The organism is Pseudomonas sp. A39 (genome assembly GCF_058145955.1).
Map to the genome: position 1 here is coordinate 45,166 of NZ_JBYVMD010000029.1, position 15,886 is coordinate 61,051.

Sequence of the window (15,886 nt, forward strand, 5' to 3'; positions counted from 1 at the left end):
GTATGTGTGCTTTGAAATTGCTAAGGCTCGCCCATGACCATCCAGATTCGCCCCGCCGTGCCCAGCGATGCTGCGCAGATCCTGACGTTCATCACTGAGCTGGCCGAGTACGAGAAGGCCCGGCACGAAGTGATCGCGAGTGTGGTGGACATCGAGCGCAGCCTGTTCAGCGAGGGCGCCACCGCCCATGGCCTGATCTGCTCGCGCGATGACGTGCCGATTGGTTTTGCGGTGTTCTTTTTCAGCTATTCCACGTGGCTGGGCAGTAACTGCCTGTACCTGGAAGACCTCTACATCAACCCGGAACAGCGCGGCGGCGGGGCGGGCAAGAAGCTGTTGCGCCACCTGGCGAAGATCGCCTTCGATAACGGCTGCGGCCGCTTCGAATGGAGCGTGCTGGACTGGAACGAGCCGGCGATTGCCTTCTACAAATCCATCGGCGCCCAGCCGCAGGAGGAGTGGGTGCGCTATCGCATGGAGGGTGATGCGCTGCGCGACTTTGCACTGGGCTAACCCCCTTTCTTCAAACACTGAAGATCAACCGTGGGAAGGGCTTTGCCCCCTCCCACATTTTTTTTGCTTTTGCTCATAATATGGGATGCAAATTTATATATTGAGATATTTCAAATGATGGGTTTATAGTCGGCTGCATCAGCACTCACTACCAAAAATAAAACAGGTGAAGCGATGCAGGCACAACCGTTGTCACTTCCCGCCGTGCCCGAGCCAACCTACGGCGAGCGCCTCAAAGGCAAAGTGGTGATCATCACCGGCGCCGCCCAAGGCATTGGCGAGGCCATCGTTGCGTGCTTTCAGGCCCAACAGGCGCAGTTGGTCATCGCGGATATCCAAGGCGACAAAGTCGCACAGGTCGCCGCCCACTGGCGCGAACGCGGTGCCGATATCTACGCGCAAGCCGTCGATATCACCTCCAAAGAGCAATGGCAGTCGCTGGTGAACCTCGCCATCGAGCGCTTCGGCCGCGTGGACGTGCTGGTCAACTGCGCCGGCGTCAACGTGTTCCGCGACCCGCTGGAAATGACTGACGAGGACTGGCGCCGCTGCTTCGCCATCGACCTCGACGGCGCCTGGTACGGTTGCCGCACGGTGCTGCCGCACATGATCGAGCAGGGCATCGGTAACATCATCAATATTGCCTCCACCCATTCCAGTCACATCATTCCCGGCTGCTTTCCCTATCCCGTCGCCAAGCACGGCCTGCTCGGCCTCACGCGTGCCCTCGGCATTGAATACGCGCCCAAGGGCATCCGCGTGAATGCCATCGCGCCGGGCTACATCGAAACCCAGCTCAACGTCGATTACTGGAACGCTTTCCCCGACCCCCAGGCCGAGCGCCAGCGCGCGTTCGACCTGCACCCGCCCAAGCGCATCGGCCAGCCGATTGAAGTGGCGATGACTGCGCTGTTCCTGGCGACCGACGAGGCGCCCTTTATCAATGCCACCTGCCTGATGATCGATGGCGGGCGGTCGGTGATGTACCACGACTAAATCGTTTTCCAATAACAAGAATGAGGTGGTTCATGTTCAAGAAGACCCTAGGCGCCCTGGCGCTTGCGATGGCGTTCAGCGGCGTTGCGTTCGCCGAAGAAGTGAAGATCGGTTTCCTGGTCAAACAGGCCGAAGAACCTTGGTTCCAGACGGAGTGGGCCTTCGCCGAAAAAGCCGGCAAGGAACATGGTTTTACCGTGATCAAGATCGCCGTGCCGGATGGTGAGAAGACCCTCTCGGCGATCGACAGCCTGGCCGCCAATGGCGCGAAAGGCTTTGTGATCTGCCCGCCTGACGTGTCCCTCGGCCCGGCCATCGTTGCCAAAGCCAAGGTCAATGGCCTCAAGGTAATGGCGGTGGATGACCGCTTTGTCGATGCCAAAGGCAACTTCATGGAAGACGTGCCCTACCTGGGCATGGCCGCGTTCGAAGTGGGCCAGAAGCAGGGCGCGGCCATGGCCGCCGAAGCGAAAAAACGTGGCTGGGACTGGAAAGACACCTACGCCGTGATCAACACCTATAACGAACTCGACACCGGCAAAAAACGCACCGACGGTTCGATCAAATCCCTTGAAGAGGCGGGGATTCCCAAGGACCATATCTTGACCGCCGCCCTCAAGACCCTGGATGTTCCCGGCAGCATGGACGCCACCAACTCGGCCCTGGTCAAGCTGCCCAGCGGCGCGAAAAACCTGATCATCGGCGGCATGAATGACAACACCGTGCTTGGCGGCGTGCGTGCCACTGAAAGCGCCGGCTTCAAAGCGGCCAACGTGATCGGTATCGGCATCAATGGCACCGACGCCATCGGCGAATTGAAGAAAGCCGACAGCGGTTTCTTCGGCTCGATGCTGCCTAGTCCGCATATCGAGGGCTATAACACGGCGCTGGCGATGTACGAGTGGGTCACCACCGGTAAAGAGCCCGCCAAGTACACCGCGATGGACGAAGTGACTCTGATTACCCGCGCCAACTTCCAGGAAGAACTGACCAAAATCGGGCTGTGGAAATGACCGGCGCGGCCTTGCGCTTCAATGGCATCGGCAAGGAATTTCCCGGTGTGAAAGCGCTGGCGCAGATCAGCTTTGAAGCGCGGCCGCGTGAGGTGCACGCGTTGATGGGCGAAAACGGCGCGGGCAAGTCGACCCTGCTGAAAATCCTTGGCGGCGCCTACATCCCCAGCAGTGGCACGCTGCAGATCGGCGAGCAGACCATGGCCTTCAAAAACGCCGCCGACAGCATTGCCAGCGGCGTGGCGGTGATTCACCAGGAACTGCACCTGGTGCCGGAAATGACCGTGGCCGAGAACCTGTTCCTCGGGCATTTACCGTCGCGTTTCGGTGTGGTCAATCGCAGCCTGTTGCGTAAGCAGGCTCTGGCCTGCCTCAAGGGGTTGGCGGATGAAATTGATCCGGAGGAAAAGCTCGGCCGCCTGTCCCTGGGCCAGCGTCAACTGGTGGAAATCGCCAAGGCGCTGTCCCGTGGTGCCCATGTGATCGCGTTCGACGAACCCACCAGCAGCCTCTCGGCGCGCGAGATCGACCGCCTGATGGCAATCATCACGCGCCTGCGCGACGAGGGCAAAGTGGTGCTCTACGTGTCGCACCGTATGGAAGAAGTGTTCCGCATCTGCAATGCCGTCACGGTGTTCAAGGACGGCCGCTACGTGCGCACGTTCGACGACATGAGCGCGCTGACCCATGACCAGTTGGTGACGTGCATGGTCGGTCGCGATATCCAGGACATCTACGACTACCGGCCGCGTGAGCGGGGCGAAGTGGCGCTCAAGGTCGACGGTTTGCTTGGCCCAGGGCTGCGTGAGCCGGTCAGTCTGCAGGTGCACAAAGGCGAGATTCTTGGCCTGTTCGGCTTGGTCGGGGCGGGGCGCACGGAGCTGTTTCGGCTGCTGAGTGGTTTGACCCGCAGCACCGCAGGAAGCCTTGAGCTTTGTGGGCAAAAACTGCCGCTGCATTCACCTCGCGATGCCATTGCCGCCGGCGTGCTGCTGTGCCCGGAAGACCGCAAGAAGGAGGGCATCATTCCGCTGTCCAGCGTGGCCGAGAACATCAATATCAGTGCACGCGGTGCCCATTCCACGTTCGGCTGGCTGCTGCGTGACGGCTGGGAAAAGCGCAACGCTGACCAGCAAATCCAGGCGATGAAAGTCAAAACGCCGAATGCCGAACAGAAAATCATGTACCTGTCCGGCGGCAACCAGCAGAAGGCCATTCTTGGCCGCTGGCTGTCGATGCCGATGAAAGTGCTGCTGTTGGACGAGCCGACCCGTGGCATCGATATCGGCGCCAAATCGGAGATCTACCAGATCATCCATAACCTGGCGGCCAGTGGTATTGCGGTGATCGTAGTGTCCAGCGACCTGATGGAAGTGATGGGCATCTCCGACCGTATCGTGGTGATGAGCGAAGGTGCCCTCACGGGTGAATTGACCCGCGATCAAGCGGATGAGGCTCGGCTGTTGCAACTGGCTCTCCCGCGTTCGCGGGCTTGAAGAATTCGAGGTGAATGATGTCTGAGGTAAAAACTGCAAAGGGCTTCTGGCCGGGGTTCAATCAGCGCAAGTTTCTCGATGATTGGGTGATGCTGCTCGCCGCGCTGGGTATCTTTTTGCTCAGTGCGTTGTTTATCGACAACTTCCTTTCACCGCTGAACATGCGTGGCTTGGGCCTGGCGATTTCAACGGTGGGCATTGCCGCTTGCACCATGCTGTTCTGCCTGGCATCGGGGCACTTCGATCTGTCGGTGGGCTCGGTGATTGCCTGCGCCGGCGTGGTGGCGGGCATTGTGATTCGCGACACCGACAGCGTGGCTCTCGGCGTGTCGGCGGCACTGGCCATGGGGCTGGTGGTGGGGCTGATCAATGGCATCGTCATCGCCAAGCTGCGCATCAATGCGTTGATCGCCACGTTGGCGACCATGCAGATCGTGCGCGGCCTGGCCTATATATTCTCCAACGGCAAGGCCGTCGGCGTGATGGACGAAGGTTTCTTCGTGTTCGGCAACGGCCAGCTGCTGGGTGTGCCCGTGCCGATCATCATCACCGTGCTGTGCTTTGTGTTCTTCGGCTGGCTGCTGAATTACACCACCTATGGGCGCAACACCATGGCGATTGGCGGCAACCAGGAAGCTGCACTGCTGGCCGGGGTGAACGTCGATCGCACCAAGATCATCATCTTCGCCGTACACGGTTTGGTTGGCGCTTTGGCTGGAGTCATCCTCGCGTCGCGCATGACCTCCGGCCAGCCGATGATCGGCCAGGGCTTTGAGCTGACAGTGATCTCCGCCTGCGTGCTGGGCGGGGTATCGCTGAGCGGCGGCATCGGCATGATCCGCCATGTGATTGCCGGGGTGTTGATCCTGGCGATCATTGAGAACGCGATGAACCTGAAGAACATCGATACCTTTTACCAGTATGTGATCAGGGGTTCGATCTTGTTGCTGGCGGTGATCATCGACCGTATGAAGCAACGCTGATCCCGAGCCCTATGAAGATTCAAATGTGGGAGGGGGCTTGCCCCCGATAGCGGTGGGTCAGTGGATACATGTTTTTCTGATGTGCCGCCATCGGGGGCAAGCCCCCTCCCACATTTGGATCGCCACTGTATTGAGGGTCGGTATTTGCCATAATGCCCCCGCTTTCACACTAATAGGCCCGATATGCAGGAAAACGCCCACACCCCCGTCAAAGAAGCCGCCCCCACCGGCACCCAGACCCTGCTGCGAGGCCTGGGCGTGGTGCAGGCGGTGGCGGCCGGTGCGCGGGATCTAAAAGAGATCGCCCGGCGTATCGGCACGACCCGCAGCACCACGCACCGACTGGCCAGTTGCCTGGTGGAGGAACGTTACCTGCGCGTGGTGCCGCAAGTCGGTTACCTGCTGGGGCCAAAGTTGATCGAGCTGGGTTTTCAGGCGCGCGAGGAGCTGCCATTGGTGACCTTGGCCATCCCGTACCTGGATGAGCTGTCGGCACTGACCGGCGACACCATCCACCTGGCCATCCGCGAATACGACGACGTGCTGTACCTGCACAAGAACCCCGGTCGCAACGGCCCGGAAATGCGCTCACGGGTGGGCCATCGCATGCCGTTGGCGCGTACGGGCGTGGGCAAGGCGATGCTGCTGGATGACGCTGTCGAGGAGTGGCAGCGTTTGTATGAGACCAGCCTGCCGGCGGGTGGGAAAAACCTGCAATGGCCGCAACACCCGGAGCAATCCTGGGCACAGTTCGAGCAGCGCATGCGTGAATACGTGGTGGGCGGTTATGCGTTCGATCTGGAAGACAACGAACCGTCGATTCGCTGCGTGGCGGCACCGGTGCGCGATGCCAGCCGGCGAATCGTCGCCGGCATCAGCATCGCCAGTACCGTGCCCTACATGCCGCTGGAGAAGATGGCCGAGCTGATCCCTGTGATCAAACAGGTGGCAGCGCGGCTGTCAGCGGAGTTGGGCGCTAAAGGCTGATCAGACCTTCAAGGTCGCCATGTCGATGACAAAGCGGTACTTCACATCGCCGGCGATCATGCGGCTGTAGGCTTCGTTGATGTTGCGGATGTCGAGCATTTCGATGTCGCAACTGATGCCGTGCTCGGCGCAGAAATCCAAGACTTCCTGGGTTTCGGCAATGCCACCGATCAAGGAACCGGCCAGGACTTTGCGGCCCATGATCAGCTTGGCGGCGTTGACCGGTGGGTCGACCGGTTCGATCAGGCCGACCAGGATGTGCACGCCGTCAAAGCGCAGCACGTCGAGGTAGGGGTTCAGGTCGTGCTGCACCGGGATGGTGTCCAGCAGGAAGTCAAAGTGCCCGGCGGCCGCTTTCATCTGCTCGGCGTCGGTGGACACGATCACGTGATCGGCACCCTGGCGACGGCCTTCTTCAGCCTTGCTTGCGGAGCGGGTGAACAAGGTCACTTCTGCGCCAATCGCCTTGGCCAGCTTGATGCCCATATGGCCCAGGCCGCCCATGCCCAATACGCCGACCTTGTCGCCGGCCTTGATGCCGTAGTGCTTGATCGGCGAGTACATGGTGACACCGGCGCACAGGATCGGCGCGGCGCTGGCCAGGTCGAGCTTGGCTGGGATCTTCACCACGAAGTGTTCGCTGACCACGATGCTGTCGGAATAACCGCCCATGGTGTTGCTGCCGTCTACGCGGTCCGGGGTGGCGTAGGTCATGGTCGGGCCTTCGAGGCAATATTGCTCCAGGTCCGCTTTGCACGCGTCGCAGTGACGGCACGAATCAACCATGCAGCCCACGCCCACCAGGTCGCCGACTTTATGCGCGGTGACGTTGGCGCCGACGGCGGTGACCTTGCCGACGATCTCGTGGCCCGGCATCAGTGGGTACACGGCGATGCCCCATTCGTTGCGCGCCTGGTGGATGTCGGAGTGGCACACGCCGCAGTACAGGATCTCGATGGCCACGTCATCCACGCGCGGGCTGCGGCGCTGGAAGGACATGGGGGCGAGGGGAGTGGTGGCCGACTGAGCGGCATAACCGATGGCGGTGTACATGGTGGAACCTCGCAAAAGCGTTGGAAAGTGAGGCGGGCCATTTTCCGCGCCGGTCCCGGATGCGGCCATGGTGATTGCTCCGAGTCTCATGCCTATTCGTCCGGGAGTGCCCTGTGTTTGGGTTTTTGTGTCGCCGGACCTGCGATGATGCTCTCATCCCTTTTCAGCGAAGTTTTTTGCCATGTTGTTGACCCGCCATCTTGATGCCAACGCCCCGCTGGTTGCCCTGATTGAGGGGCTGACGCCCCGTGACGGTTTCTCGCCGACACACTTGCCCGGTGTGCAGGTATTGCGTGCCAGTTGCGACGTGGCACGCGGGCCGCAGATCTATGAGCCGAGCCTGATGTTTGTCGCCCAAGGCAGCAAAGTCGCCTACCTGGGCCCGCGTACGCTGGAGTATGGCGCCGGGCACTACCTGATCCAGGCGATGCCGGTGCCCTTCGAGTGCGAGACGTTTGCCATGGCGCCGGATGCGCCGCTGCTGGGCGTGACGGTGGGCATTGATCGCGTGGTGCTGGGCGAGTTGGTGATGGCCATGGGCATTCAGGCCGGGCCGCCGCCGACGGCGCAGACGCTGGAGTCGATGAGCTCGGTGGTGCTCGATGATGCGATGCGCGGGTGTGTCGAGCGGTTGTTGCAGTGCCTGCACGATCCGCTGGAAAGCCGGATCATGGGCCCGGCACGGGTACGAGAATTACTCTTCACTGCATTGCGTGGGCCACAGGCGGATGTGTTGCGGGCGTTGGTGGAACAGCAGGGGCAGTTTTCGCGGATTGCGACGGCGTTGAATCACCTGCATGCCCATTATGCCGAGCCGCTGAATATCGAGACGCTGGCGGGGTATGCGCACATGAGTGCGTCGACTTTTCATGAGCACTTCAAGCGCTGCACGCTGTTGTCACCGGTGCAATATCTGAAGCGTCTGCGGTTGCTCAAAGCCCAGCAATTGCTGTTGGTGGAAGGCATGGGGGTGGCGCAGGCGGCGCATAACGTGGGGTATCAGAGCACGTCGCAATTCAGTCGAGAGTACAAGCGCTACTTCGAGCGCAACCCTGGCGAAGAGCGGGCTGCATAGTCATTCCAGGCAAAGCACATATCCAAATGTGGGAGGGGGCTTGCTCCCGATGGCGGTGTACCCGTCAGCAAATCTGTAGCTGACCCACCGCTACCGGGAGCAAGCCCCCTCCCACATTTGACCGGATTTGCACTCACAAAAAAGGCTCCCGATTTGGGAGCCTTAATGTGCAAGCCAGCTTACATATTCGGGTAAGTCGGCCCACCCGCACCTTCCGGCGTGACCCAGGTGATGTTCTGCGAAGGGTCCTTGATGTCACAGGTCTTGCAGTGCACGCAGTTCTGGGCGTTGATCTGGAAGCGCTTCTCGCCATCTTCTTTCGTGATCACTTCATACACGCCGGCCGGGCAGTAGCGCTGCGCCGGTTCATCGTAGAGCGGCAGGTTGGTGCCGATCGGGATGCTCGCGTCTTTGAGCTTCAAGTGGCACGGTTGCTCTTCTTCGTGGTTGGTACCGGAGATGAACACCGAGCTCAGCTTGTCGAAGCTCAGCTTGCCGTCGGGTTTGGGGTAGTCGATCTTCTTGCTGTCTTTGGCCAGCTTGAGGCAGGCGTAGTCCGGCTTGGTGTCGTGCAGGGTGAACGGCATCTTGCCGCCCAGGATGTTCTGGTCGAACCAGTTGAAGCCGGCGCCGATGATCGGGCCGAACTTGTGCATCGCCGGGCCGAAGTTGCGGCTGGCGAACAGTTCTTCGTAGAGCCAGCTGGACTTGAAGCTGTCGACGTAAGCGGTCAGTTCATCACCGCCTTCGGACTCGGCAAACAGGCGGTCGGCCACGGCGTCGGCGGCGAGCATGCCGGACTTCATCGCGGTGTGGCTGCCTTTGATCTTGGCGAAGTTCAGCGTGCCCAGATCGCAACCGATCAGCGCGCCGCCCTTGAAGACCATCTTCGGCAGCGAGTTCAGGCCGCCTTTGCAGATGGCACGGGCGCCGTAGCTGATGCGCTTGCCGCCTTCGAGGTACTGGGCCAACACCGGGTGGTGCTTGAGGCGCTGGAACTCATCGAAAGGCGAGAGGAAGGTGTTGCTGTAGGACAGGTCGACGATCAGGCCGACGACCACCTGGTTGTTTTCCAGGTGATACAGGAACGAGCCGCCGGTGTTTTCGGCGCTCATGATGTCCAGCGGCCAACCGGCGGTGTGCACCACCAGGCCTGGCTGGTGCTTGGCCGGGTCGATTTCCCAGATTTCCTTCAAGCCGATGCCGTAATGCTGGGCGTCGGCGTCGCTGTCCAGGTTGAAGCGCTGGATCAGTTGCTTGCCGATGTGGCCACGGCAACCTTCGGCGAACAGCGTGTACTTGCCACGCAGTTCCATGCCTGGGGTGTAGACGCCTTCTTTGGGGTTGCCTTCACGGTCAACGCCGAGGTCACCGGTGATGATCCCACGGACCACGCCGTTTTCATCGAACAGCGCTTCCTGGGCGGCGAAGCCTGGGTAGACTTCCACGCCGAGGTTCTCGGCCTGCTGGGCGAGCCAGCGGCACAGGTTGCCCAGGGAGATAATGTAGTTGCCTTCGTTGTGCATGGTCTTGGGCACAAAGAAGTCGGGAACCTTGGTGGAGGCTTCGGGGCTGCGCAGTACATAGATGTCATCGCGCACCACGGGGGTGTTGAGTGGGGCGCCGAGTGCTTTCCAGTCCGGGAACAGTTCGTTCAGGGCACGTGGTTCGAACACAGCACCGGACAGGATGTGTGCGCCGACTTCGGAGCCTTTCTCGACCACGCAGACGCTGATTTCCTTACCGGCTTCGGCGGCCTTCTGCTTCAGTCGGCAGGCGGCAGACAGGCCCGCCGGGCCAGCGCCGACGATGACCACGTCGAATTCCATGTATTCGCGTTCCACAGGCTATCTCCTACTCAAGGCTCAACAGGCTTTTTTTCTAATGGGTGGAGGTTCGGTGTCGTGTCCGTCATCACTGCGCCAAATGGCAGGGGATGACCCACCTTTCTCTCTAGGTGGCGCATTATATCTACACCACTGCCAGCGTCCAATACAAACGTTTGTTTGAATTGCCCGCAGGCTAGGTAAATCAAAGAGGCGCGGCTTATGACTGGCTATTTTGCCGTATTGACCAGAATAGGCGTTCCGGTCAATATACGGTCGGTTTTGCGCTTACCGTAGGCAGACAGCAGGTTTCAAGAGCACGTCCAAAAGCACGACAGGTGACGCGCGCCCAAACGATGGCGCGCAGTTTACACGCTGCGATAAAGAATGACCTCTCAGTCACCACTGACGAACGGTCATCATTTCCCGTGAGCAAGGTCATCCGCCGACGTTTTTGGAGGTGCCCTTGTGTGCCGATGAGCATCAACCGCCAGGTTCGCCTAGGCGACTTTCTTTTCACCGGAGAGTAACGAGGAATCCATGAAGGTTCTTGTAGCTGTCAAACGCGTTGTCGATTACAACGTGAAAGTTCGCGTCAAGGCGGACAATTCCGGCGTCGACCTCGCTAACGTCAAGATGTCGATGAACCCTTTCTGCGAAATCGCCGTGGAAGAAGCCGTACGCCTGAAAGAGAAAGGCGTGGCGACTGAAATCGTCGTGGTTTCCATCGGCCCGACCACTGCTCAAGAGCAGCTGCGTACCGCCCTGGCGCTGGGCGCCGACCGCGCTATCCTGGTCGAGTCCGCTGAAGAGCTGACCTCCCTGGCCGTGGCCAAGCTGCTCAAAGCGGTTGTCGACAAGGAACAGCCTCAACTGGTGATCCTCGGCAAACAAGCCATCGACAGCGACAACAACCAGACGGGCCAGATGCTGGCTGCACTGACCGGTTACGGCCAGGGCACCTTTGCTTCGAAAGTCGAAGTGAACGGCGACAGCGTAGCGGTGACCCGTGAAATCGACGGCGGCGCGCAGACGGTTTCGCTGAAACTGCCAGCCATCGTCACCACCGACCTGCGTTTGAACGAGCCGCGTTATGCGTCCCTGCCAAACATCATGAAAGCCAAGAAGAAGCCTCTTGAAGTGCTGACTCCGGATGCTTTGGGCGTTTCCACCGCCTCCACCAACAAGACCGTCAAGGTTGAAGCACCGGCTGCACGCAGCGCGGGCATCAAGGTCAAGTCGGTGGCTGAACTGGTCGAGAAACTGAAAAACGAAGCGAAGGTAATCTAACCATGACTATCTTGGTAATCGCAGAACACGACAACAAGGTTGTGGCCCCGGCCACCCTGAACACTGTCGCCGCCGCCGCCAAAATCGGTGGTGATATCCACGTCCTGGTCGCCGGCCAAAACGTTGGCGCCGTGGCTGAAGCCGCTGCAAAAATCGCTGGCGTGAGCAAAGTACTGGTCGCCGACAACGCGGCCTATGCTCATCAACTGCCGGAAAACGTCGCCCCGCTGGTTGCAGAGCTGGGCGCCGGCTACAGCCACATTCTGGCTGCCGCCACCTCCAACGGCAAAAACATCCTGCCACGCGTTGCCGCGCAGCTGGACGTTGACCAGATCTCCGAGATCATCTCGGTCGAAAGCGCCGACACCTTCAAGCGCCCGATCTACGCCGGTAACGCCATCGCTACCGTTCAATCGAACGCTTCGGTCAAAGTCATCACCGTCCGTGCCACCGGTTTCGACCCGGTGGCCGCTGAAGGCGGTTCGGCTGCCGTTGAAGCTGTTGCGGCTGCCCACGACGCGGGTACATCCAGCTTTGTTGGCGAAGAGCTGGCCAAGTCGGATCGTCCTGAGCTGACCGCTGCCAAGATCGTCGTTTCCGGCGGCCGTGGCATGCAGAACGGTGACAACTTCAAGCACCTGTATGCCCTGGCTGACAAGCTGGGCGCTGCGGTCGGTGCTTCCCGCGCGGCCGTCGACGCAGGTTTTGTACCGAACGACATGCAGGTCGGCCAGACCGGCAAGATCGTCGCGCCACAGCTGTACATCGCCGTCGGTATCTCCGGCGCGATCCAGCACTTGGCCGGTATGAAAGACTCCAAAGTGATCGTTGCGATCAACAAGGACGAAGAAGCACCGATCTTCCAGGTGGCTGATTATGGCCTGGTGGCGGACTTGTTCGAAGCCGTACCCGAGTTGGAGAAGCTGGTCTAATCCAGTCGCTTCACTTATAAAGAGCCCGGTCCTTGTGACCGGGCTTTTTTTTGACTTGCTGGAGACACTCGCCATGGAACTGCGCCCCTGGGCCGTACTGCTGGGCCTCACACTGCTGCCGAGCCTGACGCTGGCCGCTGGCAAATGCGATCGCCTGGTGATCACCGGCAGCCCGGACGCACCGCCTTTGCTCTGGCGCGACCCGCAAGACCCCACGCACCTGATCGGCGCCACCGCTGATGTGTTGCAACAAGTGGCCAAGGACCTCGGGTTGAAAATCGACCTGCTCTACGGCGGCAAACGCTCCCTGGCCCTGGATGAAGTGCGCAGCGGGCGCATGGATATCCTGGCCGATGCGCCGCTGAACCTGGGCGAACTGGAAACCCTCGACTACATTCACCCGGCGCTGGTGCAGCTCGACTACCTGGTCTGGACGCGCAAGGATTCGGCGCTGGCCTACACCACGGCGGCCGACCTGCACGGGCACAAAGGTGCAGTGTCGGAGCGTGCACGCTTGAGCGCCGACTTCGAGACCTTCGCCGGCCAGCAACTGAGCCTGCAGCGCCTGCCTTCACTGACGCCGGCGTTCCAGAAGCTGCTGCTGGGGGAAGTGGACTATGTGCTGGCGAGTCGTTATTCCGGCATGGCCATGGCGCAGAGCCTGGGCATGAGCAATGACCTGATCGCCCGCGACGTGCCCATCGATCAGCCGGGCCTGTACCTGGCGATTTCCCACAACTCGGCCTGCAATGATCCGTGGTTACGCGGACAGCTCGCTAAAAAGATGACAGAATTGCCCGCGTCCGGTGTGGCGGAAACCGCGCTGCAGCGCAATCTGGAGCGCTGGAAAGCACAATTGCAGCAACCCGTCGGCACCCCAACAAAGTAGGGATTTTCAGTGACTCTTCGACCTCTTTTCGCGGCCCTCGCCGTTGTCGCTCTGGCGGGATGTGCAGCCGATCCTGCGCCGAATGAACAAATACGCCTCACCCAGCAAGCCTTGGAACAAGCCGGCGCCGTGGGTGCCAGTGCCGATGAATCACCCGAACTGAAACTGGCCGAAGACAAATTCGCCCAGGCCAAGGCCGACATGGCCGATCAATCCTACAAGGACGCACGCATGCAGGCCGAACAGGCCGAGCTGGACGCGCGCCTGGCCGAAGCCCAAGTGCTGACCCGCAAGAGCCAGGAACAACTGAACGTGCTTAACACCCGCATCACCCGTCTGCGCAAGCAATTGCAACTGGGGGAGGCCCAATGAACCCGATGATCCGTGGTTTGGGTTGTGCCGTGTTGTTGGGCAGTGCGGTGCTGGGCGGTTGCGCCAGCCACCCCAATGGCGAGCAGGCCTTGCAGCAGGCGGGCAGTGACTTCCAGAAGGTCAAGGAAGACGCCAATGTGTTACGCATCGCGCCCAAGGATGTGATCCGTGCCGGCGAGTCTCTGGCCCGCGCCGATCGCTTGTCCAGCTACTGGGGCAGCGGCGCCGACGTGGTGCATTACGCCTACCTGAGCCAGCGCTACAGCGCCATTGCCCGCGAGCACACCGAACAGGCGCTCAACGAAGAGCGCGGCGCCAAGCTCGAGCTGGAACGCCAGCGCCTGCAACTGGCGCTGCGTGAAAGCAAGCTGATCAGCGTGCAGCAGCAAGGTAAGTGGCTTGAAGAACAGATCGCCAGCCTGGCCACCACCCAGACCGATCGCGGCCTGGTGATGACCCTGGGTGACGTGCTGTTCGACACCGGTGAGGCGGAGCTGAAAAACTCGGCCAACCGCACTGTGCTGAAAATCGTACAGTTCCTGCAACTGAACCCCAAGCGTGTGGTGCGCATCGAGGGGTATGCCGACAACACCGGCGGTGAGCGGGAAAACCTCAAACTGTCCCGCGACCGCGCGCAGTCGGTGGCCGATGTACTGGTAGACCTGGGAATCGACGAAAAACGCATCCAGGTCGAGGGTTATGGCGACCAGTACCCGGTCGAAGCGAATGCCTCCGAGCGGGGCAGGGCGCAGAACCGTCGGGTGGAAATTGTGTTTTCCGACGCCAAAGGCCAGTTGGGCGCCGCCCGCTAGAAGCCTGGCGCAGATCAAAAATGTGGGAGGGGGCAAAACCCCCTCCCACATTTTTTATGTGCGCCTGAAATCCCAGTCACCCGCCCTACAGTTTTTACTGTCACTCCCGCCCGCGCTCGACTATTGTGGCAACTGTCCCCGTACACTTCTAAACTGTGCCGGTATGTTTCACACAAAAATAAAATACCCGTGAAATCGAGTGCTGCGTCATGACCAATCTGTTGCTTTACCAACGTATCGCCCAGCAACTGGCTGAGGATATCCGGCGCGGTGTCTATCAACCGGGGGAGCGCGTGCCTTCGGTGCGCAAGATGAGCTCCCAGCTCAACGTGAGCCACGCCACGGTGTTGCAGGCCTACGCCAACCTGGAAGACCAGGGGCTGATCCGGGCACGTCCGCAGTCCGGTTATTACGTGCATCAGACACCCGCGCTCACGGCCCCCACGCCGGACATCGCGCGGGTCGAGCGGCCGGGGTTGGTCACCCGCAGCAGCATCATTCAGCAAGTGTTGGGCGAATCCCGCCGCGAAGGGGTGTTCCCGTTGGGCGCCGCGGTGCCGAGCGTGGATTACCTGCCGGTACGGGCATTGCACCAGCAGTTGGCCAAGGTCACGCGCTTTCAGAGCCCTCGGGCCTTCAGCTATATGTTCAGCCCCGGTTTCGAACCGCTGCGCCGTCAGGTGGCGATCCGCATGCGCGATGCGGGTGTGGTGGTGGATCCTTCCGAAGTGGTGATCACCCACGGTTGCGTCGATGCCTTACAGATGTCACTGCGGGTGTTGACGCGCCCGGGCGACCTGATTGCCGCTGAGTCGCCGACGTATTACGGTCTGCTGCAGCTGGCTGATCTGCTGGGCCTCAAAGTCATCGAGATTCCCAGCGACCCGTCCACCGGCATGAGCCTGGAAGCCCTGCAACTGGCGGCGAACCAATGGTCGATCAAGGCGCTGGTATTGACCACGCGCCTGAGCAACCCGCTCGGCGGCACCATGCCCGAAGAACGGCAAAAACAGTTACTGCGCCTGGCCTCGGATTTCGATATCCAGATTGTCGAGGATGATATCTACGGCGAACTGATGTTCGAGCTCGGCCGCACCAAGGCCCTGAAAGCCTATGACCGCCTGGACCGGGTGATCTATTGCTCGAGTTTTTCCAAGACATTGTCTCCCGGCGTGCGCATCGGCTGGATGATCGCCGGCAAGTACCAGCAGGAAATCCAGCGCCTGCAGATGTTCAGCACCCACTCCGCGTGCAGTGTCACGCAGATGGGCGTTGCCGCTTACCTTGAGAATGGCGGCTACGACCGGCACCTGCGCTACATCCGTCAGGAATACCGCAAGAACCTCAGCGCGTTCCAGCTGGCGGTGCAGCAGTATTTCCCCGAAGGCACGCAGATGACTCGCCCGACCGGCGGTTTTATCCTGTGGGTCAGTTTGCCCGGACGGGTCAATACCCAGGAACTGCACGTGCGTGCCCTGCAACAGGGCATCAGCATTGCGCCAGGGTTGATTTTCAGCAACACAGAACAGTTCAACCACTGCATTCGCCTTAACTGCGGTACGCCGTGGAACCGCGAGGCAGAGCGGGCGCTGATGACCCTGGGGATGCTGGCCAGCCAGCTATGCCAGGAAACTGCAGCCGGCCTCTGA

General features: G+C 60.6%; 15 protein-coding genes. 13 read left to right on the forward strand and 2 right to left on the reverse strand.

All coding sequences use genetic code 11. The features are described 5' to 3' along the window. The first annotated feature begins 33 nt into the window (after window positions 1-33). The 6 genes from AC3ZU9_RS20780 (at window position 34) to AC3ZU9_RS20805 (ending at window position 5,988) form a co-directional block, all read left to right on the forward strand. Window positions 34-513: a GNAT family N-acetyltransferase gene (locus AC3ZU9_RS20780; RefSeq protein WP_015885414.1), complete on the forward strand. Its 480-nt coding sequence runs from the start codon at window positions 34-36 to the stop codon at window positions 511-513. Window positions 514-687: 174 nt separating this feature from the next. Continuing rightward, window positions 688-1,509: an SDR family oxidoreductase gene (locus AC3ZU9_RS20785; protein WP_043205764.1), complete on the forward strand. Its 822-nt coding sequence runs from the start codon at window positions 688-690 to the stop codon at window positions 1,507-1,509. Window positions 1,510-1,541: 32 nt separating this feature from the next. After that, complete coding sequence (locus tag AC3ZU9_RS20790; RefSeq protein ID WP_043205762.1) at window positions 1,542-2,522, forward strand: substrate-binding domain-containing protein; 981 nt, start codon at window positions 1,542-1,544, stop codon at window positions 2,520-2,522. After that, the gene (araG, locus tag AC3ZU9_RS20795) at window positions 2,519-4,018 is read left to right on the forward strand and encodes an L-arabinose ABC transporter ATP-binding protein AraG (RefSeq protein WP_043205759.1); all 1,500 of its coding nucleotides are present in this window, start codon (window positions 2,519-2,521) and stop codon (window positions 4,016-4,018) included. Before AC3ZU9_RS20790 ends, araG begins: the two co-directional genes overlap by 4 nt. Before the next feature lie 17 nt (window positions 4,019-4,035). Then, complete coding sequence (gene araH / locus AC3ZU9_RS20800) at window positions 4,036-5,001, forward strand: L-arabinose ABC transporter permease AraH (protein ID WP_046035678.1); 966 nt, start codon at window positions 4,036-4,038, stop codon at window positions 4,999-5,001. Window positions 5,002-5,184: 183 nt separating this feature from the next. Beyond that, on the forward strand, window positions 5,185-5,988 hold the full coding sequence (locus tag AC3ZU9_RS20805; RefSeq protein ID WP_015885409.1) for an IclR family transcriptional regulator: 804 nt from the start codon (window positions 5,185-5,187) through the stop codon (window positions 5,986-5,988). Here the strand turns inward: AC3ZU9_RS20805 and AC3ZU9_RS20810 are convergent, their stop codons facing one another. After that, window positions 5,989-7,041, reverse strand: a complete 1,053-nt coding sequence (locus AC3ZU9_RS20810; protein WP_015885408.1) for an NAD(P)-dependent alcohol dehydrogenase — start codon at window positions 7,039-7,041, stop codon at window positions 5,989-5,991. It abuts the gene before it with no gap. Between the two features lie 181 nt (window positions 7,042-7,222). On the opposite strand from AC3ZU9_RS20810, the gene AC3ZU9_RS20815 reads away from it, so the two are divergent. Next, window positions 7,223-8,116, forward strand: coding sequence for an AraC family transcriptional regulator (locus tag AC3ZU9_RS20815; RefSeq protein WP_015885407.1), 894 nt, complete (start codon window positions 7,223-7,225; stop codon window positions 8,114-8,116). Window positions 8,117-8,295: 179 nt separating this feature from the next. Here AC3ZU9_RS20815 and AC3ZU9_RS20820 read toward each other — a convergent pair whose 3' ends face one another. Continuing rightward, window positions 8,296-9,960, reverse strand: a complete 1,665-nt coding sequence (locus AC3ZU9_RS20820) for an electron transfer flavoprotein-ubiquinone oxidoreductase (RefSeq protein WP_015885406.1) — start codon at window positions 9,958-9,960, stop codon at window positions 8,296-8,298. A 522-nt stretch (window positions 9,961-10,482) separates the two neighbouring features. On the opposite strand from AC3ZU9_RS20820, the gene AC3ZU9_RS20825 reads away from it, so the two are divergent. The 6 genes from AC3ZU9_RS20825 (at window position 10,483) to AC3ZU9_RS20850 (ending at window position 15,886) form a co-directional block, all read left to right on the forward strand. Beyond that, window positions 10,483-11,232, forward strand: a complete 750-nt coding sequence (locus tag AC3ZU9_RS20825) for an electron transfer flavoprotein subunit beta/FixA family protein (protein WP_015885405.1) — start codon at window positions 10,483-10,485, stop codon at window positions 11,230-11,232. A 2-nt stretch (window positions 11,233-11,234) separates the two neighbouring features. Further along, complete coding sequence (locus AC3ZU9_RS20830) at window positions 11,235-12,164, forward strand: electron transfer flavoprotein subunit alpha/FixB family protein (RefSeq protein ID WP_122313494.1); 930 nt, start codon at window positions 11,235-11,237, stop codon at window positions 12,162-12,164. A 73-nt stretch (window positions 12,165-12,237) separates the two neighbouring features. After that, a complete protein-coding gene (locus tag AC3ZU9_RS20835) occupies window positions 12,238-13,053 on the forward strand; it encodes a substrate-binding periplasmic protein (RefSeq protein WP_064052616.1) in 816 nt (271 codons plus the stop codon). A 9-nt stretch (window positions 13,054-13,062) separates the two neighbouring features. Continuing rightward, entirely contained in the window at window positions 13,063-13,425 is a 363-nt protein-coding gene (locus AC3ZU9_RS20840; protein ID WP_015885402.1) for a DUF4398 domain-containing protein, read from the forward strand. Then, a complete protein-coding gene (locus AC3ZU9_RS20845) occupies window positions 13,422-14,237 on the forward strand; it encodes an OmpA family protein (protein WP_015885401.1) in 816 nt (271 codons plus the stop codon). Before AC3ZU9_RS20840 ends, AC3ZU9_RS20845 begins: the two co-directional genes overlap by 4 nt. A 209-nt stretch (window positions 14,238-14,446) precedes the next feature. Then, window positions 14,447-15,886: an aminotransferase-like domain-containing protein gene (locus AC3ZU9_RS20850; RefSeq protein ID WP_015885400.1), complete on the forward strand. Its 1,440-nt coding sequence runs from the start codon at window positions 14,447-14,449 to the stop codon at window positions 15,884-15,886.

Coding starts and splice junctions, on each gene's coding strand:
- araH (WP_046035678.1), top strand. CDS start 4,036: ATGTCTGAGGTAAAAACTGCAAAGGGCTTCTGGCCGGGGTTCAATCAG.
- AC3ZU9_RS20805 (WP_015885409.1), top strand. CDS start 5,185: ATGCAGGAAAACGCCCACACCCCCGTCAAAGAAGCCGCCCCCACCGGC.
- AC3ZU9_RS20825 (WP_015885405.1), top strand. CDS start 10,483: ATGAAGGTTCTTGTAGCTGTCAAACGCGTTGTCGATTACAACGTGAAA.
- araG (WP_043205759.1), top strand. CDS start 2,519: ATGACCGGCGCGGCCTTGCGCTTCAATGGCATCGGCAAGGAATTTCCC.
- AC3ZU9_RS20780 (WP_015885414.1), top strand. CDS start 34: ATGACCATCCAGATTCGCCCCGCCGTGCCCAGCGATGCTGCGCAGATC.
- AC3ZU9_RS20850 (WP_015885400.1), top strand. CDS start 14,447: ATGACCAATCTGTTGCTTTACCAACGTATCGCCCAGCAACTGGCTGAG.
- AC3ZU9_RS20815 (WP_015885407.1), top strand. CDS start 7,223: ATGTTGTTGACCCGCCATCTTGATGCCAACGCCCCGCTGGTTGCCCTG.
- AC3ZU9_RS20835 (WP_064052616.1), top strand. CDS start 12,238: ATGGAACTGCGCCCCTGGGCCGTACTGCTGGGCCTCACACTGCTGCCG.
- AC3ZU9_RS20790 (WP_043205762.1), top strand. CDS start 1,542: ATGTTCAAGAAGACCCTAGGCGCCCTGGCGCTTGCGATGGCGTTCAGC.
- AC3ZU9_RS20810 (WP_015885408.1), bottom strand. CDS start 7,041: ATGTACACCGCCATCGGTTATGCCGCTCAGTCGGCCACCACTCCCCTC.
- AC3ZU9_RS20830 (WP_122313494.1), top strand. CDS start 11,235: ATGACTATCTTGGTAATCGCAGAACACGACAACAAGGTTGTGGCCCCG.
- AC3ZU9_RS20785 (WP_043205764.1), top strand. CDS start 688: ATGCAGGCACAACCGTTGTCACTTCCCGCCGTGCCCGAGCCAACCTAC.
- AC3ZU9_RS20845 (WP_015885401.1), top strand. CDS start 13,422: ATGAACCCGATGATCCGTGGTTTGGGTTGTGCCGTGTTGTTGGGCAGT.